The following is a 26599-nucleotide window of genomic DNA, read 5'->3' as shown; positions in this document are numbered from 1 at the left end:
GTAGGCGGGCTCGCCGCTATTGGTGCGTCGCGTGGCATTTGCCCCTTCTGAGGGCGGAACGGCAATATAGCGGCACTTTTGGACTCTGATGGGCTCCACTTGCCAGAAATTGCTCTCCGAAGGAATGTTCGGTGAGACGCGGACTTGGCGTACGTTCTTCTATCGCCCAGACTGCGTGGTCGAACATCTCTCCAGCGTTCGACTCTGCCCACGCGACGGCGGCACCCGCCAACTGGTTGCCGGACCCATACAACGACCCGGAATCGCGTGCTAATGCCGCGCCGGGCCCTGTGTCCCGTGGCCTCTGGCTACGGCGCGCCTCACGGTGCCCAGCCACGGGTCGCGCCTGATCTTGCGCTACCTGCCGAGAACCGCCGGCTGCCGGACGTTGCGCTAATGAGCTTTTGGCTGCACGGGTCGCGTCCTGGAGCCGTTCCCAGGGCCCGGAGACACCCGATTCAAGCGCCCCACCAAGGCTGTCATTCATTGACTCTGCGCCGATTGCGCATCACCTTGTCCTCGTTTTCAGAATCTGCTCCGCGTACTGCCTGCCTGAAGCCTCGGCTGCAGCCGCACGCTCGGGCGACAGCCCCTCTTTGATTTTAGAAATTTCAAAGGATCCGCCCCAGGCCTTTTTGCCGGTAGCCGACTCGTAAACAATCTGACGCGCGACTTCGAACGCTAGCGCACGCTCGAGATCCCTTTTGGCAATGACTCCCACGCCTGACTCGTATTACGCCACCAGACTTTGCAGCGCAAGATCGTCGCCGTTATCCGCGGCCAGATGTAGGTACTCGACAGACCGACGACGCCAGTCCTGCACCAGGGGATCATCCCAGCTGTCAACGAGTGCCTCCGACCGACCACTCGGTCCTTCTGCAACCATCATGACCGCCGCCGCAGGCACACCGGCCATTGCCGCTCGCTCGACGAGATCGAGGCGTCGCGACAAGTCCTCGCTCGTGAGATCGCCGCATGCCTTGGCCGCTTCGCGGCGGCGGTGATTGACATTTGAATCCGAACCGGAGACATCAGGGGTATCAAAGGCAGCGCGGCCATCTTCGCCATACTGCAAGACATTCACGCAGTACTTGATCAACTGATAGGCGCCAAAGATGTCCTTTGGGTTCCCGCTGCTTGCGAGACGGCGAACCTCACCCGAGAGACTGGCCTGCGTCTGCGGGGAAGATGCGCCTCGTCCTCCTGGTGCCGCACTTGCCGACTTTTCCAAATAACCCTGGGACAGCGAATTGACTGATGTCGGGCGGACTTTTGAAGCAACTGACTCCGGCGCCCCGTCCTCGCCCGCCTCGGTGATGTAGAAATACATCGCCGATACAGCCATCAACGCTGCGGTCGCCAGCCAAATTCGCTTGCGCTCGAACATGTGCAGCATCACGCGTTGCGGTCAAACGCAGCATTCCCTCATGTGGGGCTGAAGCCGCCGCTCAGCGCGTCTCGGGAGGCTGCGCGCGATGGATGCGTCCGCGGCCGGCCAGCTTGGCGCGGTACATCGCCCGGTCGGCACGTTCGATGGCGGGCTCCAGGTCGGCAGGCCCCAGGCAGCGCGCGACGCCGGCGGAAAATCCGATCCGCCAGTTCGTCGGCAGGCCGTCGACGATGATCTCGGCGCACACCGCCAGCACGCGCTCCAGGCAGGCACAGGCCTCGTCCTCGGAGGTGTCGGGCAGGATGAAGAGGAACTCCTCGCCTCCCCAGCGCGAGACGCAGTCCTCGGCGCGCAGTTCTCGCTGGGCGACGTCGGCGAAGGCTTGGAGCACGCGGTCGCCGGTCTGGTGGCCATGGCCGTCGTTGATCTGCTTGAAGCGGTCCAGGTCGACCAGCGCAACGACCAGCGGGCGTTCGTGTCGGGCCGCCTGCCCTGCCGCTCGCCGAAGCTCGTCCATCGCGGCGCGCCGGTTCAGCAGGCCGGTCAAGGTGTCGCGCGTGGCCAGCAGCCGGATGCGCTCCAGCGCCTGGCTCAGCTCGTTCTTCTGGCGCGTCAGCCGCGAGCGCAAGCGGCTCAGACGGTCGGACAGAACCTGCATCATCGTCATCGACGTGGCGAGGAAGGCCCAGCTCGCGGCCTCCACCAGTGCCGGATGCGACTGCGGCGACTCGGCCGCCAGGGCGGCCATCACGCCGCCCATCAGCACGATGCCGAAGTTGGCCAGCGCACGCGACGCACGCGACTCCAGCGCGAAGATGCCGAAACACAGGATCAGCGGCATCAGGCACAGCAGCGCTGACCGGTAGGGCCCGCACAAGGCGTAAGCGCTGGCGGTGCAGAGCATCGCGAACACCATCTGCGGCGCGCTCAGCGACGGCTCGACGCGGGCCCGCTCCCCCAGGCCGCTGCGCACCGCGGCGTAGAAGGCCACGCAGCCGACGAGCGTGACGGCGACGTACCACGCGACCGTCGCGCCCGGCAGCACACCCTGGCGCCACGCGAGCACGAGCAGCGCGTGGATCAGCAGCAGCGGTGGCATCGCCAGCAGCGACTGGGAGACGCGCGTGCGGCGGCCGTGGCTCGTGCCGAGCACGAGCGCACTCCAGGAGACTTGACGGCGCGCCATTCGCCTTGTTATCGGCTGTACGACCGATAGATGAAGCTGCGATGACGCAGCCGGGGCGACAGATGTCATGCAAGCCCGCGCCCCGGCGACGGGAGCCGCCGTGCGCGCAGCGTCTGCCACGCACGGCGAGCGGCTCAGAACAGAAGCCAGAAGCGCCGCAACCAGGCCGGAGCCGGCGGCGCGGGACGGTAGGTCTGGCGGTACTTCGCGGCGGTGTTCATGGCGGCGGCTCCGGTGAAGATACGCAACTGTATGGGCATACAGTATCGCTGCGCAAGCCCGGCGTGGCGGCTCCGCGTCGGACCCCGGGCGCCCTCGCCTGCCGCGACACCCGAGAAGCGGTGTCGCGTCGGGCCGGCCGGGCTCAGAGTTCGACCTTGCCGATGTTGTCCAGCAGGAAGGGCTGCACCCGCGCCGCGACCGCCGGCTGCACCGCGAGCAGGCGCTCGAACCCGATGTCGAAGTGCGCCTGCGCCGCGCGCAGCCTCGCGTGCTCCGACGCGAGCTTGAAGAACAGCACCTGGGTGATCTGGCGGCGCGCCTCGATCGCCAGGGCCGCCAGCCGCACGTTGACGGTCCCGGCCGCCTCGTCGGCGTCGACGGAGCCGAGCTGGAACTTGGCGCCGCCGACGTGCATGCTGCTGCGGTCGAAGATCGTGATCCACGGGCTGCCGGTGTCCATCTCCTTCAGGCCCTTGAGCACCGAGACGACGAGCGAGGTCGCGGCAACCGCGGCGCCGCCGAGCGCGGCGGTCAGCACCGGCAGGATCGCCTGGTGCACGCCGGCGTTGTCGTCGCCGACGGCGGTGTCGTGGAACTCCATCGACCGTGTCGTCCAGCCGACGTTCTGCAGCACCTCGACGTACTTCGTGTACCAGGCCATCACGTCGGGGTTGCCGTTGGAAGCCTTGTTGGCGGCCAGCTGCGCCAACAGCAGGCAGTCGGCCACCGCCGAGCGCTGCGCCGGCTTGACGACCGGCCGGAACTCGGCGAGCTGGGCGCCCACGGCCACCACCTCCTGGCCGCTGCCGAACTCCGGCACGCTGGCGCCGCTGCGCGTGACGCGGCGTTCGATCTCGGGCAGCGCGAGTGCGCGCACGTACTGGACGGGATCTCGTGACATGGGCCCTCCTCGGGGCCGGCACGCGGGTAGGCGCCGGCTCCGGCAGCCTACGCCGCGAACTCCGGCCTGCCCGCAGGCCAGCTAGGGATGCGGCGGCCGCCTTCAGGGCCCGCCGCCGAGCTGGGCCCGCGCCAGCTGCCCCAGCGTGCGCAGCGCCGGCTCGATGCGTGCATCGCCCGGGTGACCGTAGTTCAGCCGCAGGCAGCGCGCGAAACGCCGGTCGGCCGAGAACAGCGGCCCCGGCGCCAGGCCGATGTCGTGCGCCGCCGCCTGGCGCTGCAGCAGCAGCGCGTCGACGCCTTCGGGCAGCTCGACCCAGAGGAAGTAGCCGCCTTCGGGCCGCGTGACGCGTGTGCCGGCCGGGAAATGGCGCGCCAGCGCCGCCAGCATGCGCGCTTGGCTGTCGGCCAATGCCTGGCGCAGCTGGCGCAGGTGGCGGTCGTAGCCACCGTGCTGCAGGTAGGCGGCCAGCGCCTCCTGCGACGGCATCGCGGTGGTCAGCGTCGTCATCAGCTTCAGGCGCTGCACGGCCTGGGCGTGGCGCCCCGCCGCCGTCCAGCCGACGCGGTAACCGGGCGCCAGGCACTTGGAGAACGAGCTGCAGTGCATCACCAGCCCGTCGCGGTCGAAAGCCTTGGCCGGCGGCGGGCGGCGGGCGCCGAAGTGCAGCTCGCCGTAGACGTCGTCCTCGATCAGCGGCACGCCGTGGCGCGCCAGCAGCTCGACGAGAGCACGCTTGTTGGCCTCGGGCATCAGGCTGCCCAGCGGGTTCTGGAAGCTGGGCATGAACCAGCAGGCCTTGACCGGATGGCGCTGCAGCACCTCGGCCAGCGAATCGATCTCGACGCCGTGGCGCGGGTGCGTGGCGACCTCGACGGCGCGCAGCTGCAGCCGCTCCAGCGCCTGCAGCGCGGCGTAGAAGGTCGGCGACTCCACGGCGACCAGGTCGCCGGGCCGCGTGACCGCCTGCAGGCACAGGTTCAGCGCCTCCATCGCGCCGTCGGTGACGACCAGCTCGCGTGCATCGACCGCGGTGCCGGCGACGACGTAACGCAGGCCGATCTGACGGCGCAGCGCCTCGCTGCCGGTGGTCAGATCCTCGACGATGCGGCCGGCGTCCAGGCGGCGCATCGCCGGCGTCAGCGTGCGCGCCAGCGCGTCCAGCGGGAACAGCGCCGGGCTCGGGAAGGCCGAGCCCAGCGGCACGACGTCGGGCCGGCGTGTCGAGCCGAGCACGTCGAAGACCAGTTCGCTGATCTCGACTTCGGTCGTGCGCGGGCTCGGCGAGGCCGTCGCCGGCTCGGCGGCGCGTGCGGCCACCGGCTCGGCGACGTAGTAGCCCGAACGCGGCCGCGCCTGGATCAGGCCACGCGCCTCGAGCCGGTAATAGGCCTCGAAGACCGTCGCCGGGCTGATGCGCCGGCTGGCGCTGGCCTGGCGCACCGAAGGCAGGCGCTCGCCCGGCCGCAGCGTGCCGCAGCGGATCAGTTCGGCGATTTCCTCGGCATAACGTTCGTAGCGCTTCACTGATCCGGTCCCGGTTGGCAAGCCACTGTAGCGCCGCTGACAGCGGCCCGGTGCGATGCCCTCGGGCGGGTCATCTGATCCGGTTTTTTGTCTGGCTTCTGAGTCTTATCGGATCAGTTTCGACGCGGCACAGTGCGCTTGACTTCCCGCAAGACGCCATGAGCACACCCGCCCGCGTGATCCCCTTGAAGCCCGTGGCCGCCGACGGCCAAACGCCGCTGCTGACGCCGCGGCTGAAGATCCACCCGCGTTCGACGACCGGCCGCTACACACGCTGGCGCTGGGCGCTGGTCTGGCTGACGCAGGCGGTGTTCTACGGCCTGCCCTGGCTGCCGTGGAACGGCCGGCCGGCGGTGCTGTTCAGCCTGGAGACGCAGCGTTTCTACCTCTTCGACCTGGTGCTGGTGCCGCAGGACATGGTGTTCCTCAGCGGACTGCTGGTGTTCTGCGCGCTGCTGCTGTTCTTCGTCACCGCGCTGGCCGGGCGGCTGTGGTGCGGCTTCGCCTGCCCGCAGACGGTCTACACCGAGATGTTCATCTGGCTGGAGGCACACTTCGAAGGCGAACGTGCGGCGCGCCAGCGCCTGGACGCAGCGCCCTGGAGTGCCGCCAAGCTGGCGCGCCGCGGCGGCAAACATCTGGCCTGGACGGCGCTGTCGCTCTGGACCGGCATCAGCTTCGTCGCCTGGTTCACGCCGATGCGCGAGCTGCTGCCGGCGCTGCTGGCCGGCAGCGCCGGCTGGTACGCCTTCTGGGCCCTGGTCTACGGCGGCTTCACCTACCTGAACGCCGGGCTGCTGCGCGAGCAGGTCTGCCGCCACATGTGCCCGTACGCGCGTTTCCAGGGCTCCATGCTGGACCCCGACTCGCACGTCGTCGGCTACGACCGCCAGCGCGGCGAACCACGTGGCCACCGCGCCCGCGGCGAGAACGCCGCCGCACGCGGCCAGGGCGCCTGCGTCGACTGCACGCTGTGCGTGCAGGTCTGCCCGGCCGGCATCGACATCCGCGCCGGGCTGCAGAGCGAGTGCATCAGCTGCGGCGTCTGCGTCGACGCCTGCGACGCGGTGATGGACAAGCTGGGCGACGCCCGTGGGCTGATCCGCTTCGACAGCCAGCGCCGCTTCGACGGCCAGCCGGCGCCGGCGCGGCGCTGGCGCGTGCCGGTCTACGGCGCGCTGCTGCTGGGCGTCGGCAGCGCGCTGGCCGCCGGGCTGGTGATGCGCTCGCCGGTGCGCGTGGACCTGATGCGCGACCGCGGCGTGATGGCGCGCGAAGCCGAGCCGGGCTGGGTCGAGAACGTCTACCGCGTGCGCCTGACCAACGCCAGCGAACACGCCTGGCGGCTGCAGGCACGGGTGCAGGGCCTGGACGGTGCCGAGGTGCTGGGCGCCGGCGCGATCGAGCTGGCGCCGGCCGGCGAACACACGCTGCCGCTGAGCGTGCGTGCGCCGGTGCTGGCCGACGGCGAACGGGTGCGCACGATCCGCCTGGTCTTCGAGCCGGCCGAAGGCAGCGCGGGACCGCGGGTCGAGGAGGCCAGCACCTTTCTGATGCCGCGCTGAGCCGTCAGAGCGCCGGCATCGCCCGCGCCACGAGCGCCGCCACATCCACCCCGCGCGGCAGCGTGCCGTACTGGCGCGCGCCGCCGCCGTCCAGGCGCGAGGCGCAGAAGGCGTCGGCCACCGCCGCCGGGGCGTGGCGCACCAGCAGCGAGGCCTGCAGCGCCAGCGCCATGCGGTCGACGAGGCCGCGCGCGCGGAACTCCAGGTCGGAGAGCTCGGCGAACTCGTCCTGCAGCGCCGCGACCCAGCGGTCGAGCCGGCGGTTGGCGCCACGCGCCGGCGCCAGCTCGGCGAAGAAGGCGTGCAGCGCCGCCGGCGCCTTCTCGGCGGCGCGCAGCATGTCCAGGCACTGCACGTTGCCGCTGCCTTCCCAGATCGCGTTGACCGGCGCCTCGCGGTACAGGCGCGGGAACGGGCTGTCCTCCATGACCCCGCTGCCGCCGATGCACTCCATCGCTTCGGCGGCGTGAGCGGCCGTGCGCTTGCAGACCCAGTACTTGCCGATCGCCGTGCCCAGGCGCAGCAGCGCCTGCTCGTGGGCGTCGCCGGGCGTGTCCATCGCACGCGCCAGGCGCATCGTCAGCGCCAGCGAGGCTTCGCTCTCCAGCGCCAGGTCGGCGAGCACGTTTTGCATCAGCGGCTGCTCGGCGAGGCGGCGACCGAAGGCCGAACGCAGCGTGGCGTGATGCAGCGCCAGCGCCGCCGCGGCGCGCTGGCCGGCGCTGGAGCCGACCATGCAGTCGAAACGTGTGCAGGCGACCATCTCGATGATCGTGCGCACACCGCGGCCTTCGTCGCCGACGCGCCAGGCGAGCGCGCCGCGCAGCTCGGTCTCGCTGCTGGCGTTGGAGACGTTGCCCATCTTGCGTTTCAGCCGCAGCAGTTGCAGCGCGTTCTTCGTGCCGTCGGGCCGCCAGCGCGGCAGCAGGAAACAGCTCAGCCCGCCCGGCGCCTGGGCCAGCACCAGGAAGGCGTCGCACATCGGCGCCGAGACGAAGTACTTGTGGCCGACGAGTTCGTAGACGCCGCCGGCACCGGCCGGCCGCGCCTGCGTCGTGTTGGCGCGCACGTCCGAGCCGCCCTGCTTCTCGGTCATCGCCATGCCGATCGTGACGCCGGCCTTCTGCGCGTCGGGCACGTTGCGCGGGTCGTAGACGCGGGCGGTGATGCGCGGCAGCCAGGCCTCGGCCAGCGCCGGCGTCGTGCGCAGCGTCGGCACCGAGGCGAAGGTCATCGTCACCGGGCAGCCGTGGCCGGCCTCGACCTGGCTCTGCAGGTAGAACTTGGCGGCACGCGCGACGTGGGCGCCCGGGCGCGGCGCGGTGTGCGGCGCCGAATGCAGCCCGTGTTCGATCGCCGTGCGCATCAGCGTGTGGTACGCGGGGTGGAAACGCACGAGGTCGACGCGGCGGCCGAAACGGTCGTGCGTGTCGAGCTCGGGCGGGTGGCGGTTGGCTTCGGCGCCCAGTTCGCGGTAGGCGGCGGCGGCGGTCAGGCGGCCGAAGGCGCTGAGCTCGTCGTCGGCCCAGGCCGCGCCTTCGCGCACGACGGCTTCGACCAGCGCGGCGTCGGCGCGGTAGGCGTCGTGGTCGGGCAGTTCGGCGCCGACGTTGAAGACCTCGTGGGTCTCGGCCAGCACGCTGTCGTTCGGGTTCATCGGCGGATCTCCTCGGGTTCGGCGGCGCGCGCGGCGCGTGACCGGGCCAGAAAGCCGTGCCAGATCGCCTGGCCGGCGGCATCGAAACGTTCGACGGTGCGCAGGTAGCGTGCGCGGGCCTCGGCGTCGACCAGCGGCGCCGGCAGCAACGGGTCGAAGACCAGGCGGCGGATGGCCTCGCCACCGAGTTCGAAGGACTCGCGTGCCGCCTGCTCGGGCGCCAGGCCGGGCGCGGCGTCCAGCCAGGCGGCGAGCCGCGCCGTGCCTTCGCGGTAGCCGGCGTCCAGCGCCGCGCCGTCCCAGAGCGACGCAGCACGCGTGGCGTCGGCGGCCGACAGCCCGCCGAGCACGAACACCGTGCCGACGGCGGCACCGTCGGGCAGCAGCGCGGCCAGGCGCTCGCGCAGCGCCTCGACGCCGCCGGCCAGGTTGTCGGGCCGCAGGTGCAGGCCACGTTCGAACTCGGCCAGGCCGAGCAGGCCGAAAGCCCGCTCGCGAGCGCGCAGCGCCGGACGGTCGCTGCGGCCGGCGGCGCCGACGTGCACCGCCAGCCAGTCGCCGCGCCACGCGACCAGGCGTTCTGGCAGGCGTTTCCAGGCCAGCACCGCGTCGGCCAGCGGCCTTGCCGCGGGGCCGAGCGCGTAGCGCCCGCGTGCCGGCGCCACCAGCAGACCCGCGGCGGCGGCGCGGGTCAGCGCGACACGCACGGTGTTCTCCGGCAGACCGAACAGCGCCGCCGCGGCCAGCAGTTCGGGCACCGCCAGCGTCGTGTCGCCGCTGCGTTCGGCGCCGAGCAGCAGGCTGAGGATCAGCGATCGGGGGTCGGCGGCCATGTCAGGACATTACGTGCGTCGACATGAACTGCCTATCGCCGTAATCCCTGCCGACAATTCGCCAGAAGTTGCACGTTTGCATTCTTGTTTGTGCGCGTTTATTCTCGGTGCATGGAAACTCACGACGTCCCGCTCGCCCGCCGCGAACTGATCGCCGCCCGGCTCGCCGCCGGCCAAGGCGTTGCCGCCACGGCGCTGGCGGCCGAGTTCTCCGTCTCGGAAGACGCGATCCGCCGCGACCTGCGCGCGCTGGCCGCCGAAGGCCGCTGCCGCCGTGTCTACGGCGGCGCGCTGCCGCCGACGCCCGGCGCGCTGCCGATGGCCGTGCGCAGTGGCGTCGACCTCGTGCACAAACGTGCACTCGCCCGCGCGGCCGCCACCACCGTGCGCCGCGGCGAGTTGCTGTTCCTCGACAACGGCAGCACCAACCTCGCGCTCGCCGAACTGCTGCCCGAGGACCACGCGCTGACGGTGGCGACGAACTCGGTCGACATCGCCGCGGCGCTGCTGCGCCGCGCGGACCTGCGCCTGCTGCTGCTCGGCGGCGTCGTCGACCCGACGATCGGCGGCTGCGTCGACGCCGGCGCGCTGCTGGCGCTGCAGCGCCTGGACATCGACCGTGCCTTCGTCGGCGCCTGCGCGATCTCGGCCGAGACCGGCGCCAGCGCGCACGACGCGGCCGACGCCGAGTTCAAGCGTGCGCTGCTGGCCGCCAGCCGCGAGCGCGTGGTGATGGTGACGAACGACAAGCTCGGCACGCGTGCGCCGCACCGTTTCGCGGCGCTGCAGGCGCTGGGCACGGTGATCGTCGAACACGACGCCGACGCCGCCGCGCTGGCCGCCGCCGGCGCCACGCTGCTGCGCGCCGACGCGCCGGTCTGAGCTTCAACGGAGACCTGCCATGCCTCTCGCCCACGTCGCCCTCTGGACCCGCGACCTCGACGCCTCGGCCGCCTTCTGGCAACGCCTGTTCGGCGCCACGATCGCCCCGCCCTACCGCAGCGAACGCCGGCCGGGTTTCGTCTCGGTCTTCGCGACGCTGCCCGGCGATGCGCTGCGGCTGGAGCTGATGGCCGCCCCCTGGCTGGCCGACGCGCCGGCCGGCGACGCCGTCGGCTGGGATCACGTCGCGATCTCGCTCGGCGATGCGGCGGCCGTCGATGCGCTGGCGACGCTCAGTGCATCCGAAGGCTGTTTGCTCTCGGCGCCGCGCCGCACGGGTGACGGCTTCTACGAAGCGGTGATCGCGACGCCGGACGGCACGCGTGTCGAGGTGACGGCCTGAACCCGGCTCAGCGCAGCCGCGTCGGCGGCGACGCGGCCGCGGCCGACAGCGTCGACAACATCGGCGACGGCGCCGCCGCCTCGGGGTCGTACGGGTGCCAGCGCTGCCCGCCCAGCGCCGCCAGGATGCGGCGCACGTAGGCCCGCGTCTCGGCGTACGGCGGCACGCCGCGGTAGCGGTCGACCGCACCTTCGCCGGCGTTGTAGGCGGCCAGCGTGAACAGCACGTCGCCCTGGTAGTACGCCAGCAGCCAGCGCAGATAGGCCATGCCGCCGCGGATGTTCTGCACCGGGTCGGACAGCTTGCGCACCTTGAAACGTGCCGCGGTGTCGGGCATCAACTGCATCAGGCCCTGGGCGTTCTTCGGCGACAGCGCGCCGGGGTCGAAGCCGCTCTCGGTGGCCATCACCGCCAGCACGAGCTGCGGCGCGAGCTTGTACTCGGGCGCCACGAGGTCGACGAAACGCACGATGGGCTGCGGCGCGTTGGCCGGCGGCGGCAGCGCGGCGAACAGCGCCGACGGCGAACGCACGGCGCCGGCGCGGGGCTGCGGCCGGGCGGTGGCCGTCAGCGGGTCCTGCTCCGGCGGCCGCAGACACGGCGGCGGCGGCCCGAGCGGCGCGCCCAGGTGCGAGGCCATGTTCAGCGCCTGCGGCAGGCCTTGTTCGGCGGCGGCAGCGAACAGGTGCGCGGCCTGCGCCTCGTCGCGCTCGATGCCGCGGGCGTTGGTCAGCATCCAGGCCAGGTTGAACTGCGACTCGGCGTCGCCGTAGCGCGCGGCCCGGCAATACAGCTGCGCGGCCAGCAGCGCGTCGCGCGGCACGCCGTCGCCGTACTCGTGGGCCTTGGCCTCCAGCCGCCAGCGTTCGACCTGGGCCGGCACGACCGGCCCGCGTTCGGGCGGCGGGGTGTCGGGCCGCGGCAGCGCCGACAGGTCGGGCACCGCCTGCGCGTGCGCGGCCAGCACCAGCCAGCAGGCGGTGGCGGCGAGGACGGCGCGGCCGCTTCGGGCGGCGCGCACGACGGCGGCAGGGCGGCACGGCTTCATCGGCGCAGCGAGTCTAGGCCGCGCGGCAGCGCCCCGCTCTCCCCGAGCTCGGCGGGTCGTTGGGCGCCGGGCGTGACGGAATGCGCCGGTCGGCCGCTCAGCTGAACAGCCGCCGCGCCGCCGGCGAGCCGGCGGCCAGGTCCAGCTGCTCGAGCTGGGCATAGAGCTGCTGCAGCTCGCGGCCGATGGCGTCGAAGGCGTGCAGCGTGACCGGCTGGCCCTGGTCGTCGACGATGGTCGCGTCCATCTCGTCGGCCAGCGTCGTCGTCACGCGGTGCCAGGTCGGGAACGGTTCGTGGCGGGCCTCGGTCTGCGGCACGTCCAGCGTCAGCGTGCAGTCGCGCACGGCCGCCATCTGGGCGTCGTCGGCGAGCGCGGCCTGCGAGTCGTAGCTCAGCACCAGCACCGGCGGCGCCCCGGCCTCGGGCCCCGGCAGCACCAGCCGGCCCGGCAGCGCCCCGGGCAGGAAACCCAGGCGCTGGGCCACCTGCTGCAGGTAGCCCACCGACCAGGCGACGTGGTTGGAGCGCAGCGTGACGGTCAGCTGGGCGTCCAGCGGGCTGGCCAGGCCGTCGAGCTCGCGGGCGCGGGCCACGACTTCCAGCATGTCGGGGAAGTCGGGCATCGCGCCGATGGCTTCGCAGAAGGCCTGCACCTTCTGCACGAACTCGGAGTACTCGATCTCGTTGAGCGCGCCGCTGCGGCTGGCGAGCTGCACGCCGGCCTGCAGTTCGCCGTAGCGGTGGCCCGCCCGCGGCTGTTCCCAGTCGCCGGTCTCGGTGTCCAGGCCCTCGACGTAGAACGGTTTGGTGCCGGCGCGGCGCGACGGCGGCAGGTGCGAGAGCACGAAATCGCCGGTCACCGGCGACTCCAGCGTCATCGGCACGAGGGCGTCGATCAGCGCGTCCAGGCGCGCCGGGCGGCGTGTGCCCGGGGGCGGCGGCGCCGGGGCGGCGTCCAGCGCCGGTTCGTCGGCCGGATCGCCGGTGGCAGGCGCGCTGCCCAGGCCGGGTTCGACACGCTCGGGCGCGTCGGGTTGGACGTCCGGCCGGCGCGGGCCGGCGCGGCGGGTGGAGAGCCAGCCCTGGACGATCAGGGCGAGGAGAACGAGGCCGCCGACGAGGGCGAGTGCCGTGGTGAGGGTCATGCCGCTTCGGCGAAACCGATGGCCGCTTCCATGTCGACGGCGACGATGCGCGAGACGCCCTGCTCCTGCATCGTCACGCCGATCAGCTGTTCGGCCATCTCCATCGCGATCTTGTTGTGGCTGATGAAGAGGAACTGGGTGCCCGCGCTCATCTCGGTGACGAGGTTGCGGTAACGCTCGGTGTTGGCGTCGTCCAGCGGTGCGTCGACCTCGTCGAGCAGGCAGAACGGCGCCGGGTTGAGCTGGAAGATCGCGAACACCAGCGCGATCGCGGTCAGCGCCTTCTCGCCGCCGGACAGCAGATGGATGGTGCTGTTCTTCTTGCCCGGCGGCTGCGCCATCACCTGCACGCCGGCGTCGAGGATCTCGTCGCCGGTCATCACGAGCCTGGCCTGGCCGCCGCCGAACAGCGACGGGAACATGCGCCCGAAATGCTCGTTGACCTGGTTGAAGGTGCTGCCCAGCAGGTCGCGCGTCTCCAGGTCGATCTTGCGGATCGCGTCTTCCAGCGTCGTGATGGCGTCGGTCAGGTCGGCGAGCTGGGCGTCGAGGAAGGTCTTGCGCTCGCGCGAGGCGCTCAGCTCGTCCAGCGCGGCGAGGTTGACGGCGCCCAGCGCCGCGATCTCGCGGTTGATGCGGTCGATCTCGGTCTGCAGGCCCCAGAGCTTGACGCCGCCCTGCTCGATGCCGGTGGCCAGCGCCTCCAGGTCGACCTCGGCGGCCTGCAGCTGCTCCAGGTACTGCGCGCCGCCGAGTTGCGCCGCCTGCTGCTCCAGCTGCAGCTTGGTGATCTGCTCGCGCAGCGGCGCCATGCCGTGCTCCAGCCCCAGGCGCTGCTCGTCGGCGCGGCGCATCTGCGCCGACAGGTCGTCGTAGCGGCTGCGCGCGGCGCCGAGTTCACGTTCGCGCTCCAAGCGCAGCGCCAGCGCTTCCTGCAGCCCGGCTTCGGCCGCGGCGTCGTCGAAACCGGCGAGTTCGGTGCGGATCTGCTCGGCGGCCTGCTCGTTGGCGGCGATCTGCGCCGCCGCGGTTTCCAGCGAACGCTGCAGCTCGTCGCGTCGAGCGGCCAGCGAACGGGCCTGGAAACGCGCTTCCTGCGCCTGGCGCTCCAGCGCACGCTGCTGCTCGCGTGCGTCGGCCAGGCGGCGGTCGGCGGCGATGACCTCGTCTTCCAGGTCGGCGTGGCGCTGCTGGGCGTCACCGAGTTCGACGTCGAGTTCCTCGAAACGCGCTTCGCCGACGGCGCGGCGTTCCTCGATGGCCTCCATCTGGGCGTCGATCTCGGCGAGCTCGTCGCCGAGCTGCTCGCGGCGCTGCAGCGCGGCCTCGGCCTGCTGGCTCAGGCGCAGCAGCTCGACGTGCAGCGCGTGGGCGCGGTTCTGCGCCTCGGCGGCTTCGCGGCGTGCGGCGGACAGGCGGCCGCTGGCTTCGGTGTAGGCGGCTTCCAGGCGCACGGACTGGGTGCGAGCCTCCTCGGCGATCAGCGTCTGGGCGCGCTGCTGGCGGTCGAGGTTCTCGATCTCCTGGGCGCGCGCCAGCAGGCCGGCCTGTTCGGAGTCGGGCGCGTAGAAGGCGACGGCGTACTGGCTGACGGCGTGGCCCTCGCGCGTCATCACGATCTCGCCGTGTGTCAGCTGGCCGCGTGCGGCCAGCGCCGCGTCCAGCGAGTCGGCGGTGTAGACGCCTTCGAGCCAGTCGCCGAGCAGCGCCTTCAGGCCGGCGTCGCCCAGGCGCAGCAGGTCCGCCAGCCGCGGCAGCGTGGCGTGCGTGCTGGCGATGGCGCCCGAGGGCAGCGCGTAGAAGGCCAGCTTGGCCGGCGGCGCGTCGGCGGCGAAGGCGCGCACGGTGTCCAGGCGGCCGACGGCCAGCGCGTTCAGGCGTTCGCGCAGCGCGGCTTCCAGCGCCGTCTCCCAGCCCGGTTCGATGTGCACCTGGCGCCACAGGCCCTGCATGCCGGTGAGGCCGTGGCGCTCCAGCCAGGGCTTGAGCTTGCCTTCGGTCTGCACCTTCTCCTGCAGCGTACGCAGCGCTTCCAGGCGCGCGGCGATGTCGGCCTGCCTGGCGTTCTCGCGGTTGACGGCGGCCTGCGCGGCGCGGCGCTGCTCGTCCAGCGCCGGAACCTGCTCGGACAGCTCGTGCAGCCGGCCTTCGGCTTCTTCGTGACGCGCGGCGGCGACGGCTTCGTCTTCGCGCAGCGCGTCCAGGCGCGCGGTGTCGGGCGCCTGCAGCTGCTGGCGCTCGCCGGCCAGGCGCTCGCGGCGTGTGCGCAGCTGGCGCGCCTGCTCGTCGAGGTTGCGGCTGTCGGCGGCCAGCACCTGGATCTGCTGCTGCACCTGGGTGACGGCGTTGCGCTGGCGGTTGGCGTCGGCCTGGGCGGCACGCAGGCCGTCTTCCAGCGCCGGCAGCTCCAGCCCCTGGTCCTCGGCCTGGGCGACGAGCACGTCGGCCTCTTCGTCGGCCGCGACGATCTGGCCGGCGATGTCTTCCAGCTCGGCCTCGGCAGCGGTCTGGCGTTCGCGCCAGCCTTCGTTCTGCGCGTCGAGTGCGGCCAGGCGCTGCTCGGCACGCTGGCGGCCGTCGACGACGTAGCGGATGCGTTCCTCGAGCCGGCTCACTTCCAGTGCCGCTTCGGACAGCGAACCCTGGCGCGCGTGCAGCTCGTCGCTGGCTTCGTAGTGCGCCTGGCGCAGCTGCTCGAGTTCGGCCTCGACGTGGCGCAGCTCGGCCAAACGTTGCTCGAGCACGTTGGTCGCGGCCAGCACCGCGGTCTTGACACGCTCTTCCTCGCCGGCGGCGTCGCGCGCCTTCAGGAACCACAGCTGATGCAGCTTGGTCGTGCCGTCGTCCTGCCGCCGGCGGTAGGCGGCGGCGACCTCGGCCTGCTTCTCCAGCTTTTCCAGGTTGAGGTTCAGCTCGCGCAGGATGTCCTCGACGCGCGTCAGGTTCTCGCGCGTGTCCTTCAGCCGGTTCTCGGTCTCGCGGCGCCGTTCCTTGTACTTAGAGACGCCGGCGGCCTCTTCGAGGAACAGGCGCAGCTCCTCGGGGCGGCTCTCGATGATGCGGCTGATCGTGCCCTGGCCGATGATGGCGTAGGCGCGCGGGCCCAGGCCGGTGCCGAGGAACACGTCCTGCACGTCGCGCCGGCGCACTGGCTGGTTGTTGATGAAGTAGCTGGACGTGCCGTCGCGCGTCAGCACGCGCTTGACGGCGATCTCGGAGAACGCGTTCCACTGGCCGCCGGCGCGCGCCGAAGCGTTGTCGAAGACGAGTTCGACGCTGGCCCGGCTGGCGGGCTTGCGCTGGCCCGAGCCGTTGAAGATCACGTCCTGCATCGACTCGCCACGCAGTTCGCTGGCCTTGCTCTCGCCGAGCACCCAGCGCACCGCGTCCATGATGTTGCTCTTGCCGCAGCCGTTCGGGCCGACGACGCCGACACGCTGCCCGGGCAGCTGGAAGGTGGTCGGTTCGGCGAAGGACTTGAAGCCGGCGAGCTTGATCTGGTTCAGTCGCATCGAGGCGGCCGCTGACGGTGGGTCAAAACACGCAAGTGCTTGATCTACATGGCAAAACGCGCTCTATGGGGGAGCGCGCTGGTGGCCGGATGATAGCATCGCGCCCCCTTCCCCCCGGCCCGCCCGCCCCCGACACCGATGGCCCGCACCCCCGCCCGCCAGCGCACCGCCCCCGCGGTGCCGCCCACCCAGCCCAGCAAGGAACTGCAGGTCTTCCCGAACCCGGCGCCCGAACGCGACTACGTGATCCGCTTCGACGTGCCCGAGTTCACCTGCCTGTGCCCGCTGACCGGCCAGCCCGACTTCGCGCATTTCACGATCGAGATCGTGCCGGACCAGCTGTGTGTCGAGCTGAAGAGCCTGAAGCTCTACTTCTGGAGCTATCGCAACGAAGGCGCGTTCCACGAGAAGGTGACCAACACCATCCTCGAGGACCTGGTGAAGGCCATCCAGCCGCGTTTCCTGCGCATCCACGGCAACTGGTTCGTGCGTGGCGGCATCGGCACCCACGTCACCGTCGAACACCGCGCCAAGGGCTGGAAGCCGGCCGCGCCGGTGCTGCTGCCGGCGCCGCAGGCGTGAACGTGCCGCAGGCGCCGCGCGTCGAACGACGGCCCTATCAGAAGTACGCGGTCGACGTCGCTGTCAGCGCCATCGACGGCCACGGTGTCTTCGCCGCCGAGGCCATCCCGGCGCGCGTGAAGATCGGCGAGATCCGCGGCGAGGCGCTGAGCGTCGAGCAGGCGCGCATCCGGGCGACGCGGCACGAACGCATCATGATCGTCGAGCTGTCGCCCAAGCGCGCGATCGACTTCACGCTGTCGACCGACCCGATGCGCTACACCAACCACAGCTGCCAGGCCAACGCCCGGCTGGTGCTGGACAACGGCCGCGTCGAGTTCTTCTCGCTGCGCGCCATCGCCCCGGGCGAGGAGATCACCGTCGACTACGGCGAGACGCACCACGGCGGCACGCTGCCGTGCCGCTGCGGCGCGCCCGGCTGTCGCGGGGCGCTGTAACTGACAGGCCTGCGGCGCCGCGGCAGTCGGGAATGCAGGGGTCAGGTCTCAAGAGACCTGACCCCACCGCTGCGTGACCCCACCTCTGCGGCCGCCGGAAAGCCGAAATGCCGGGGTCAGGTCTCGAGAGACCTGACCCCACCGCAGCGTGACCCCACCGCAGCGTGACCGCAACTCAGCGTGACCGCGCCTCAGCGGCCTCCGGCCGTCAGACGCGCTCGAACGCGGCGGCGATGCCCTGGCCGCCGCCGATGCACATCGTCACCAGCGCGTAGCGGCCGCCGATGCGGTGCAGCTCGTGGATCGCCTTGGTGGTGATGATCGCGCCGGTGGCGCCGATCGGGTGGCCCAGCGAGATGCCCGAACCGTTGGGGTTGACCTTGGCCGGGTCGAGGTCGAGCTCCTTGGACACCGCGCAGGCCTGGGCGGCAAAGGCTTCGTTGGCTTCGATGACGTCGAAGTCGCCGACCTTGAGCCCGGTGCGCGCCAGCAGCGCACGTGTCGCCGGCACCGGGCCGATGCCCATGATCGCCGGCTCGACGCCGGCGTGCGCGTAACCCACCAGCCGCGCGAGCGGCACGAGGCCGTGCGCCTTGACGGCCTCGGCGCTGGCCAGCACGACGGCCGCGGCGCCGTCGTTGATGCCCGAGGCGTTGCCGGCGGTCACCGTGCCGTCCTTCTTGAACGCCGGCTTCATCTTCGCCAGGCCTTCCAGCGTCGTCGCCGGCTTGACGTGTTCGTCGGTGTCGAAGACGACCTCGCCCTTCCTCGTCTGCTGCACCACCGGGACGATCTGCTCGCGGAAATAGCCGGCTTCCAGCGCCGCGGCGGCGCGGCGGTGGCTCTCGACCGCCAACGCGTCCATCTGCTCGCGCGTGATGCCGAAACGTTCGGCGACGTTCTCGGCGGTGATGCCCATGTGCACCTTGTGGAACGGGTCGTTCAGCGCGCCGACGACGAAGTCCAGGATCTGCGCGTCGCCCATGCGCGCGCCCCAGCGGGCGCCCGGCATCAGGTAGGCGCCGCGCGACATGTTCTCGGCGCCCGCACCGATGGCCAGCTCGCAGTCGCCGAGCGTGATCGCCTGCGCTGCCGAGACGATGGCCTGCAACCCCGAGCCGCAGAGCCGGTTGACGTTGAAGGCCGGCGTCTCCTGCGGCAGCCCGGCGCCGATCGTGGCGACGCGGCTGAGGTAGGCGTCACGCGGCTCGGTCGGCACGACGGTGCCCATCGCCAGGTGGCCGATGGCGGCTGCCGGCGCGCCGGAGCGATCGAGCGCGGCCTTGACGGCCAGCGTCGCCAGCTCGGACAGCGGCACGTCCTTGAGGGCGCCGCCGAAGGTGCCGATCGCGGTGCGGGCGGCGGCGACGACGAAGATCTCGCGCGGAAGGCTCATGGGCTTCTCCAGTCAGGTTGGACGGGGGACATCGTGCCGGAACCGGCAGGGCAACGGTGGCGACCGATTGTGTCCGCCGGCCGCCGCATCCCCCTCCGGGATAATCCGCGCCATGAACCCGCTGCTCGCCCGCCTGAACCCCTACCCCTTCGAGCGCTGGCGCGAGCTGACGCGCGGTCTGGTGCCCAATCCGGCGCTGCGGCCGGTCAACCTGGGCATCGGCGAGCCCAAGCACCCGGCGCCGGCATTGCTCGAGGAAGCGCTGGTGGCCAACCTGAAGTCGCTGGCCGCCTACCCGGCGACCGCCGGCGAGCCGGCGCTGCGCGAAGCCTGCGCGGCGTGGCTGGTGCGGCGTTACGGCATCACGGTCGACGCGGCGAGCCAGGTGCTGCCGGTGCTGGGCTCGCGCGAGGCGCTGTTCTCGTTCGCGCAGACGGTGATCGACCCGACGCGTGAGAACGCCGCCGTCGTCTGCCCCAACCCGTTCTATCAGATCTACGAAGGCGCGGCGCTGCTGGCCGGCGCCCGCACCGCGTTCGCGCCCAGTGACCCGGCGCGCAACTTCGCCGCCGACTGGTCGGCGATCGACGACGCGACCTGGGCCACGACGCAACTGCTCTACGTCTGCTCGCCCGGCAACCCGACCGGCGCGGTGATGCCGCTGGACGAATGGGCGCGGCTGTTCGAGCTGTCCGACCGCCACGGCTTCGTCATCGCCAGCGACGAGTGTTATTCGGAGATCTATTTCCGCGACGAGGCGCCGCTGGGCGGGCTGGAAGCGGCGGCCCGACTCGGCCGCAGCGACTTCCGCAACCTGGTCGCCTTCACCAGCCTGTCCAAACGCAGCAACGTGCCGGGGCTGCGTTCGGGCTTCGTCGCCGGCGACGCCGCGCTGCTGAAAGCCTTCCTGCTCTACCGCACCTACCACGGCAGCGCGATGAGCCCGCTGGTGCAGCGCGCCAGCGTCGCCGCCTGGAACGACGAGACGCACGTCGTCGCCAACCGCGAGGCCTACCGGCAGAAGTTCGCCGCCGTCACGCCGCGCCTGGCCGGCGTGCTCGACGTCGCGCTGCCCGACGCCGGCTTCTACCTCTGGGCGGCCGTCCCCGGCGGTGACGACGTCGCCTACGCCCAGGGCCTGCTCGCTCAATACAATGTGACGGTCCTGCCCGGCAGCCTGCTGGCGCGCAGCGTGCAGGGCCGCAACCCCGGCGCCGGCCGCGTCCGCATGGCGCTCGTCGCACCGATCGAGGAATGCCTCGAAGCCGCCGAGCGCATCGTTTCCTACACCGAAAGCCTCACCCGATGACGACCCAGCTCCAAGCCACCATCGACCTCGCCTGGGAACGGCGTGCCGAGATCAACGCCGTCAACGCCCCCGAGGTGCGAGACGCCGTCGAGCACGTGATCGACGAACTCGACGCCGGCCGCCTGCGCGTGGCCGAACGCCAGGCCGTCGGCCAGTGGACCGTCAACCAGTGGGTCAAGAAGGCGGTGCTGCTGTCCTTCCGCCTCAACGACAACCGCCTGATGCAGGCCGGTGACCTGAGCTTCTTCGACAAGGTCGAGACCAAGTACGGCGGCGCCGACGCCGAGGCCCTGCGTGCCACCGGCGTGCGCGTCGTGCCGCCGGCCGTCGCGCGCCGCGGCAGCTTCCAGGCGAAGAACGTCGTGCTGATGCCCAGCTACGTGAACATCGGCGCCTACGTCGACGAAGGCACGATGGTCGACACCTGGGCGACGGTGGGCTCCTGCGCGCAGATCGGCAAGAACGTGCACCTGTCGGGCGGCGTCGGCATCGGCGGCGTGCTCGAGCCGCTGCAGGCCAACCCGACGATCATCGAGGACAACTGCTTCATCGGCGCCCGCTCCGAAGTCGTCGAAGGCGTGATCGTCGAGGAGAACTCGGTGATCTCGATGGGCGTCTACATCAGCCAGAGCACCAAGATCTACAACCGCATGACCGGCGAAGTGAGCTACGGCCGCATCCCGGCCGGCTCGGTGGTCGTCAGCGGCTCGCTGCCGGCGGCCGACGGCAGCCACAGCCTGTATTGCGCGGTGATCGTCAAGCAGGTCACGGCGGCCACGCGCGCCAAGACCAGCATCAACGACCTTCTCCGGGCCTGAGCCCCGGCAGGATCGACGAAAGGATCGGCATGTCGGGCAACATGGAACGGGTCCTCCGCCTGATGGCGGAGAAGAACGCCTCCGACGTCTACCTGTCGGCGAACACGCCGATCCTCATCAAGATCCACGGCCAGATCCTGCAGCTGTCGGACCAGCTGCTGAGCCCGACGCAGACGCGCCAGCTGCTGGCCGAGCTGCTGACGCCGCACCAGCTCGAGGAGCTCGACGACACCGGCGAGCTCAACGTCGGCATCGGCATCCCGCGTGTCGGCAGCTTCCGGCTGTCGGCGTTCAAACAGCGCGGCACCGTCGCCGCGGTCTTCCGCTGCATCCCGCACCAGATCCCGGCGCTGGACACGCTGGGGCTGCCGACGATCCTGTCGCAGCTGGTCACCGAGAAACGCGGCCTGATCCTGATGGTCGGCGCCACCGGCACCGGCAAGAGCACGACGCTGGCGTCGATGCTGGAGTGGCGCAACCAGCAGGTCACCGGCCACGTGCTGACGATCGAGGACCCGATCGAGTTCCTGTTCTCGAACAAGAAGTCCATCGTCAACCAGCGCGAGGTCGGCCGTGACACGCAGAGCCTGCAGATCGCGCTGAAGAACGCGCTGCGCCAGGCGCCCGACTGCATCATGATCGGCGAGATCCGCGACCGCGAGACGATGACTGCGGCGACCTCGTACGCGCTGTCGGGCCACCTGGTGCTGGCCACGCTGCACGCCAACAACAGCTACCACGCTCTCGGCCGCATCCTGTCGTTCTACACGCCGGAAGCGCGGCCGACGCTGCTGTCGGACCTGGCCTCCGGGCTGCGTGCGGTGATCTCGCAGCGCCTGCTGCGTGCCACCACCGGCGGGCGCGTGCCGGCCGTCGAGGTGCTGCTCAACACCAAGCTCGTCTCCGAGCTGATCGAGAAGGGCGACCTCGCCGGCGTCAAGGAAGCGGTCGAGAAGTCGCTGGCCGAAGGCTCGCAGACCTTCGAGCAGGACCTGGCGCGGCTGATCAACGAAGGCGTCATCACGCGCGAGGAAGGCCTGGCCTACGCCGACTCGCCGACCAACCCGCTGTGGCGGCTGCAGAACGAGCCCGCCGGCGGCGCCACCGCCAAGGCCGCGCCGCCCAAGCCGGCCGACGACCTGGAGCCGGCGACCTTCACCGAGATCACGATCGACGTGCGCCCCGACGACGGCCGCAGCGGCGCCGCCCCCTGGACGGTGCGATGAACAACGCCCTTCGCCTGGCCGAGCAGCTGATCGCGCGCCGCTCGGTCACCCCCGAAGACGCCGGCTGCCAGGCCTTGATCGCCTCGCGCCTGGCGGCGCTGGGTTTCGAGTGCGAGACGATCGTCTGCGGCCCGGACGACTTCCGCGTCACCAACCTGCTGGCGCGCCGCGCCGGCGGCCTGCCGGGCCCGGTGCTGGCCTTCGCCGGCCACACCGACGTCGTGCCGACCGGCCCGCTGGACCGCTGGACCAGCGACCCCTTCGTGCCCAGCCACCGCGACGGCCGGCTCTACGGCCGCGGCGCGGCCGACATGAAGAGCTCGCTGGCGGCGATGGTCGTCGCCGTCGAGGAGTTCATTGCCGCGCAGCCGCGCCACGCCGGCGCCATCACCTTCCTGCTGACCAGCGACGAAGAAGGCCCGTCGGTCGACGGCACGGTGCGCCTGGTCGAGCTGCTGCAGCAGCGTGGTGAACGCCTGGACGCCTGCATCGTCGGCGAGCCGACCTCGGTCTCGCGCCTGGGCGACATGCTCAAGAACGGCCGCCGCGGCTCGCTGTCGGGCCGGCTGACGGTCATCGGCAAGCAGGGACACATCGCCTACCCGCAGCTGGCGAAGAACCCGATCCACGTCTTCGCGCCGGCGCTGGCCGAACTGGCGGCGATGCGCTGGGACGAAGGCAACGCCTTCTTCCCGCCGACGAGCTGGCAGGTCAGCAACCTGCACGGCGGCACCGGGGCGAGCAACGTCATCCCGGGCGAACTGGTCGTCGACTTCAACTTCCGCTTCAGCACCGAGTCCACGCCCGAGTCGCTGCAGGCGCGGGTCGCCGAGGTGCTGGCGCGCCACGGCGTCGAACACCGGCTGGAGTGGACGCTCTCCGGCCGCCCGTTCCTGACGACGCCCGGCCCGCTGATCGCCGCCTTGAGCGCGGCCATCGTCACCGAATGCGGCGTCGAGCCCGAGCTCAGCACCACCGGCGGCACCTCCGACGGGCGTTTCATCGCCGCGATCTGCCCGCAGGTCGTCGAGTTCGGGCCGCTCAACGCCACCATCCACCAGATCGACGAACACGTCGACGCGGCCTCGGTCGAGACGCTGAAGAACGTCTACCGCCGCACGCTGGAACACTATCTCCGATGACCCTGATCGAGCTGATCGAGACCTCCAGCGCCCGCCTCGCCGAGGCGGGCGTTTCGTTTGGGCACGGCACCACCAACGCCTTCGACGAAGCCGCCTGGCTCGTGCTGTGGAAGCTGGGCCTGCCGCTGGATGCGCTGGACGAACACGCCGCGCGCGACCTGTCGGCGGCCGACGTCGCCGCCTGCGAGACGCTGCTGGCCGAACGCATCGCCACGCGCAAGCCCGCCGCCTACCTGACCGGCGAAGCCTGGCTGCAGGGCGTGCCCTTCAGCGTCGACGAACGGGTCATCGTGCCGCGTTCGCTGATCGCCGAGCCGCTGGCCGACGGTGCGATCGACGCCTGGCTCTCGGACCAGACGCGGCGCGTGCTGGACCTGTGCACCGGCAACGGCAGCCTGGCCGTGCTGGCGGCGATGGCCTGGCCGGACGTGGAAGTCGACGCCAGCGACCTCAGCGCCGACGCGCTGGCCGTCGCCGCGATCAACGTCGCGCGCCACGGCCTGCAGTCGCGCATCCGATTGCGCCAGGGCGACGGCCTGGCGGCCGCCGACGGCGTCTACGACCTCGTGCTCTGCAACCCGCCCTACGTCAACGCCGAGGCGATGGCCGCGCTGCCGGCCGAGTACCGCGCCGAGCCCGAGTTGGCGCTGGCCGGCGGTGCCGACGGCATGGACTTCGTGCGCCTGCTGGTGGCCGAGCTGCCGCGCCACCTGTCGCCGCACGGCGTGCTGGTGCTGGAGATCGGCCACGAGCGCGCGCATTTCGAGGCCGCGTTCCCGCGGCTGGAAGCTGTCTGGCTGGAGACCAGCGCCGGCGAGGACCAGGTGCTGCTGCTGACCGCGCAGGCGCTGGAGGCCGGCCTGTGATCACGCTGCGCAACATCACGCTGCGCCGCGGCGTCAAGGTCGTGCTGCAGAACGCCAACCTGGTGCTGCAGCCGGGCGAGAAGGTCGGCCTGATCGGCCGCAACGGCGCCGGCAAGTCCAGCCTGTTCTCGCTGCTGACCAACCGGCTGCAGGCCGACAGCGGCGACGTCGAGATCCCGCCGCGCTGGCGCCTCGGCGAAGTGGCGCAGAACATGCCCGAGACCGACGACGGCGCGACCGACTTCGTGCTCCAGGGCGACATCCCGCTCGTCGAGGCCCAGGCCGCGCTGGCCGCGGCCGAAGCCTCGGGCGACGGCCACGCGATCGCCGAAGCCCACATGCGGCTCGACGAAGCCGGCGCCTTCGACGCGCGTTCGCGTGCCCAGGCGCTGCTGCTGGGCCTGGGCTTCCGCAGCGACCAGCTCGACGCGCCGGTGAACAGCTTCTCCGGCGGCTGGCGCATGCGGCTGCAGCTGGCGCGCGCGCTGATGTGCCCGGCCGACCTGCTGCTGCTCGACGAACCGACCAACCACCTGGACCTGGACGCACTCGTCTGGCTGGAAGCCTGGCTGAAACGTTTCGACGGCCTGATGGTCGTCATCAGCCACGACCGCGAGTTCCTCGACGCGATCACCCGTGTCACCGTCCACCTCGACGACTGCACGCTGACGCGCTACGGCGGCAACTACAGCACCTTCGAGGAGATGCGTGCCGAACGCATGAGCCAGCAGCAGGCGGCGTTCGCCAAGCAGCAGGAGAAGATCGCGCACCTGCAGCGTTTCATCGACCGCTTCAAGGCCAAGGCGACCAAGGCCAAGCAGGCGCAGAGCCGGGTCAAGGCGCTGGCGCGCATGGAAAAGCTGGCGCCGGTGCTGACCGCCAGCGACTTCGAGTTCGAGTTCCGCGAACCGGTGAGCCTGCCCAACCCGATGCTGTCCCTCGACGGGCTGGTCTGCGGCTACGGCAGCACGCCCATCGTCCGCAACGTCAGCCGCTCGGTGCTGGCCGGCCAGCGCATCGGCATCCTGGGCGCCAACGGCCAGGGCAAGTCGACGCTGGTGAAGACCATCGCCCGCGCGCTGCCGCCGCTGGGCGGCACGATGACCGAGGGCAAGGGCCTGGTCATCGGCTACTTCGCGCAGCAGGAGCTGGACGTGCTGTCGCTGGGCGACGGCCCGCTGATGCACATGGTGCGCCTGGCGCGCGACGTCGGCCCGGCGGCGCGCGAGCAGGAGCTGCGCGACTTCCTCGGCCGTTTCCGCTTCACCGGCGACATGGTCACGCAGGCCGTGGGCTCGTTGTCCGGCGGCGAGAAGGCGCGCCTGGTGCTGGCGATGCTGGTCTGGCAGCGCCCCAACCTGCTGCTGCTCGACGAACCGACCAACCACCTGGACCTGACGACCCGCGAGGCGCTGTCGATCGCGCTCAACGAGTTCGAGGGCACGGTGATGCTGGTCAGCCACGACCGCGCGCTGCTGCGCGAGACCTGCGACGAGTTCTGGCTCGTCAGCCGCGGCGGCGTCGAACCCTTCGACGGCGACCTCGACGACTACCAGCGCTGGCTGCTGGAGGTCTCGCGCGCCACGGCGCGCGGCCAGGAACCGCCTCCGCCGCCGCGGCCGGCGGCTTTCGTGCCGGCGACGCCGATCGAGAGCAAGGCGGCACCGGCCGCACGCCCGGCGCCGCAGCCCAGCGGCGACCGCCGCGAAGACCGCAAGCAGGCCGCGCAGGCGCGCCAGGCGCTGGCCAACCGCACGCGCCCGCTGCGCAACGAACTGGCGCAGATCGACACCCGGCTGGAGAAGCTGGCCGCCGAGCGCGCCGAGCTGGAGGCCCAGCTCGCGTCCGGCACGATGTCCGGCGCCGAGATCGCCGAGGCCGGCCGGCGTCTGAACCACGCCGCCGCCGAGACCGGCATGCTCGAGGAACGCTGGCTCGAGCTGCAGACCGAGATCGAGGCGCTGCAAGCCGAAAACTGAGGTCGATGCCGGCGCCGCCGGCTTCGACCCTTCGCGCCGTCGGCGTATCAAGTTGTGCGCAACCGAGTTGCGCGCAACTGTCTACAGTGCGGCCCATGGCCTCGACCGACGCCCCCGCCCTGCTGCCGCTGGAACGCCAGCTCTGCTTCGCGCTGTACGCGGGCTCGCTGGCGATGACGCGGCTGTACCGGCCGCTGCTCGACCCGCTGGGCCTGACCTACCCGCAGTACCTCGTCATGCTGGTGCTGTGGCACGAAGGCCGGCAGACGGTCTCGGGCATCGGCGAGCGGCTGGACCTGGAGTCCGGCACGCTGACGCCGCTGCTGCGGCGGCTCGAACGCGCCGGTCTGGTGCGCCGCGAGCGCGACGAGGCCGACCAGCGCCGCGTCTACGTCGAGCCGACCGAAGCCGGCGTCGCGCTGCAAGACCGGGCCGTCGAGCTTCAAGGCCGGCTGCTGGCCGGCGTCGACTGCGACGCCGCCGAACTGGCCGCACTCGTCGAGCGTGTTCAGGCGCTGCGCCGGCGCATCAACGAATCCCTTCCCCGCGCGGCCTGAGGCCGCCCTTCACG

23 protein-coding genes are annotated in these 26599 nt (G+C 71.5%); 12 read left to right on the top strand and 11 right to left on the bottom strand.

Going from position 1 to position 26599, the window contains the following annotated elements; all coding sequences use genetic code 11:
* Nucleotides 1–508: 508 nt before the first annotated feature.
* From LOC65_RS11560 to LOC65_RS11540, 5 genes are all read right to left on the bottom strand, one after another.
* On the bottom strand, nt 509–721 hold the full coding sequence (locus LOC65_RS11560) for a hypothetical protein (protein WP_230247574.1): 213 nt from the start codon (nt 719–721) through the stop codon (nt 509–511).
* A gap of 12 nt (nt 722–733) precedes the next feature.
* Nucleotides 734–1396, bottom strand: a complete 663-nt coding sequence (locus LOC65_RS11555; RefSeq protein ID WP_230247573.1) for a hypothetical protein — start codon at nt 1394–1396, stop codon at nt 734–736.
* Nucleotides 1397–1448: 52 nt separating this feature from the next.
* Nucleotides 1449–2576, bottom strand: coding sequence for a GGDEF domain-containing protein (locus LOC65_RS11550; RefSeq protein ID WP_029718371.1), 1128 nt, complete (start codon nt 2574–2576; stop codon nt 1449–1451).
* A gap of 364 nt (nt 2577–2940) precedes the next feature.
* Nucleotides 2941–3699 carry a hypothetical protein gene (locus tag LOC65_RS11545; protein ID WP_230247572.1) on the bottom strand — a complete coding sequence of 253 codons (759 nt, stop codon included), beginning with the start codon at nt 3697–3699 and terminating at the stop codon, nt 2941–2943.
* A gap of 102 nt (nt 3700–3801) precedes the next feature.
* Nucleotides 3802–5226 carry a PLP-dependent aminotransferase family protein gene (locus LOC65_RS11540; protein ID WP_230247571.1) on the bottom strand — a complete coding sequence of 475 codons (1425 nt, stop codon included), beginning with the start codon at nt 5224–5226 and terminating at the stop codon, nt 3802–3804.
* A gap of 158 nt (nt 5227–5384) precedes the next feature.
* On the opposite strand from LOC65_RS11540, the gene ccoG reads away from it, so the two are divergent.
* Nucleotides 5385–6791 carry a cytochrome c oxidase accessory protein CcoG gene (gene ccoG, locus LOC65_RS11535; RefSeq protein WP_230247570.1) on the top strand — a complete coding sequence of 469 codons (1407 nt, stop codon included), beginning with the start codon at nt 5385–5387 and terminating at the stop codon, nt 6789–6791.
* A gap of 4 nt (nt 6792–6795) precedes the next feature.
* Here ccoG and LOC65_RS11530 read toward each other — a convergent pair whose 3' ends face one another.
* A complete protein-coding gene (locus LOC65_RS11530) occupies nt 6796–8448 on the bottom strand; it encodes an isovaleryl-CoA dehydrogenase (RefSeq protein ID WP_230247569.1) in 1653 nt (550 codons plus the stop codon).
* Nucleotides 8445–9281 (bottom strand): PaaX family transcriptional regulator C-terminal domain-containing protein, encoded by an 837-nt coding sequence (locus LOC65_RS11525; RefSeq protein ID WP_230247568.1) that lies wholly within the window; start codon nt 9279–9281, stop codon nt 8445–8447. Before LOC65_RS11525 ends, LOC65_RS11530 begins: the two co-directional genes overlap by 4 nt.
* A 111-nt stretch (nt 9282–9392) precedes the next feature.
* Between LOC65_RS11525 and LOC65_RS11520 the strand changes: the two genes are divergently transcribed.
* Complete coding sequence (locus tag LOC65_RS11520) at nt 9393–10163, top strand: DeoR/GlpR family DNA-binding transcription regulator (RefSeq protein ID WP_230247567.1); 771 nt, start codon at nt 9393–9395, stop codon at nt 10161–10163.
* Between the two features lie 19 nt (nt 10164–10182).
* The gene (locus LOC65_RS11515; RefSeq protein ID WP_230247566.1) at nt 10183–10566 is read left to right on the top strand and encodes a VOC family protein; all 384 of its coding nucleotides are present in this window, start codon (nt 10183–10185) and stop codon (nt 10564–10566) included.
* A 7-nt stretch (nt 10567–10573) separates the two neighbouring features.
* Here LOC65_RS11515 and LOC65_RS11510 read toward each other — a convergent pair whose 3' ends face one another.
* From LOC65_RS11510 to smc, 3 genes are all read right to left on the bottom strand, one after another.
* Nucleotides 10574–11614, bottom strand: a complete 1041-nt coding sequence (locus LOC65_RS11510; protein ID WP_164964214.1) for a lytic transglycosylase domain-containing protein — start codon at nt 11612–11614, stop codon at nt 10574–10576.
* Between the two features lie 97 nt (nt 11615–11711).
* The gene (locus LOC65_RS11505; protein ID WP_230247565.1) at nt 11712–12761 is read right to left on the bottom strand and encodes a cell division protein FtsZ; all 1050 of its coding nucleotides are present in this window, start codon (nt 12759–12761) and stop codon (nt 11712–11714) included.
* Entirely contained in the window at nt 12758–16273 is a 3516-nt protein-coding gene (smc, locus tag LOC65_RS11500; protein WP_230247564.1) for a chromosome segregation protein SMC, read from the bottom strand. Before smc ends, LOC65_RS11505 begins: the two co-directional genes overlap by 4 nt.
* A 138-nt stretch (nt 16274–16411) precedes the next feature.
* On the opposite strand from smc, the gene queF reads away from it, so the two are divergent.
* Both queF and LOC65_RS11490 read left to right on the top strand, forming a co-directional pair.
* Complete coding sequence (gene queF, locus LOC65_RS11495; protein WP_230247563.1) at nt 16412–16855, top strand: preQ(1) synthase; 444 nt, start codon at nt 16412–16414, stop codon at nt 16853–16855.
* The gene (locus LOC65_RS11490) at nt 16852–17292 is read left to right on the top strand and encodes an SET domain-containing protein (protein WP_009856901.1); all 441 of its coding nucleotides are present in this window, start codon (nt 16852–16854) and stop codon (nt 17290–17292) included. Before queF ends, LOC65_RS11490 begins: the two co-directional genes overlap by 4 nt.
* 208 nt (nt 17293–17500) lie before the next feature.
* Here LOC65_RS11490 and LOC65_RS11485 read toward each other — a convergent pair whose 3' ends face one another.
* Nucleotides 17501–18688 carry an acetyl-CoA C-acyltransferase family protein gene (locus tag LOC65_RS11485; protein WP_230247562.1) on the bottom strand — a complete coding sequence of 396 codons (1188 nt, stop codon included), beginning with the start codon at nt 18686–18688 and terminating at the stop codon, nt 17501–17503.
* 112 nt (nt 18689–18800) lie between these two features.
* On the opposite strand from LOC65_RS11485, the gene dapC reads away from it, so the two are divergent.
* The 7 genes from dapC to LOC65_RS11450 all read left to right on the top strand — a co-directional run bounded on the left by dapC (nt 18801) and on the right by LOC65_RS11450 (nt 26585).
* Nucleotides 18801–19997: a succinyldiaminopimelate transaminase gene (dapC, locus tag LOC65_RS11480; protein WP_230247561.1), complete on the top strand. Its 1197-nt coding sequence runs from the start codon at nt 18801–18803 to the stop codon at nt 19995–19997.
* Nucleotides 19994–20815: a 2,3,4,5-tetrahydropyridine-2,6-dicarboxylate N-succinyltransferase gene (gene dapD / locus LOC65_RS11475; protein ID WP_164963876.1), complete on the top strand. Its 822-nt coding sequence runs from the start codon at nt 19994–19996 to the stop codon at nt 20813–20815. Before dapC ends, dapD begins: the two co-directional genes overlap by 4 nt.
* A gap of 29 nt (nt 20816–20844) precedes the next feature.
* Nucleotides 20845–22041, top strand: coding sequence for a PilT/PilU family type 4a pilus ATPase (locus tag LOC65_RS11470; protein ID WP_230247560.1), 1197 nt, complete (start codon nt 20845–20847; stop codon nt 22039–22041).
* Nucleotides 22038–23183, top strand: coding sequence for a succinyl-diaminopimelate desuccinylase (gene dapE, locus LOC65_RS11465; RefSeq protein WP_230247559.1), 1146 nt, complete (start codon nt 22038–22040; stop codon nt 23181–23183). Before LOC65_RS11470 ends, dapE begins: the two co-directional genes overlap by 4 nt.
* Nucleotides 23180–24049, top strand: a complete 870-nt coding sequence (prmB, locus tag LOC65_RS11460) for a 50S ribosomal protein L3 N(5)-glutamine methyltransferase (protein ID WP_230247558.1) — start codon at nt 23180–23182, stop codon at nt 24047–24049. The genes dapE and prmB overlap by 4 nt, the downstream gene beginning before the upstream one ends.
* On the top strand, nt 24046–26028 hold the full coding sequence (locus LOC65_RS11455; protein ID WP_230247557.1) for an ABC-F family ATP-binding cassette domain-containing protein: 1983 nt from the start codon (nt 24046–24048) through the stop codon (nt 26026–26028). Before prmB ends, LOC65_RS11455 begins: the two co-directional genes overlap by 4 nt.
* 95 nt (nt 26029–26123) lie before the next feature.
* On the top strand, nt 26124–26585 hold the full coding sequence (locus LOC65_RS11450; RefSeq protein ID WP_230247556.1) for a MarR family winged helix-turn-helix transcriptional regulator: 462 nt from the start codon (nt 26124–26126) through the stop codon (nt 26583–26585).
* The last annotated feature ends 14 nt before the right edge of the window (nt 26586–26599 follow it).

The organism is Rubrivivax sp. JA1055 (assembly GCF_020966565.1).
GTDB classification, from domain to species: domain Bacteria; phylum Pseudomonadota; class Gammaproteobacteria; order Burkholderiales; family Burkholderiaceae_C; genus Rubrivivax; species Rubrivivax benzoatilyticus.
This window is presented reverse-complemented; position numbering and strand designations above follow the sequence as displayed.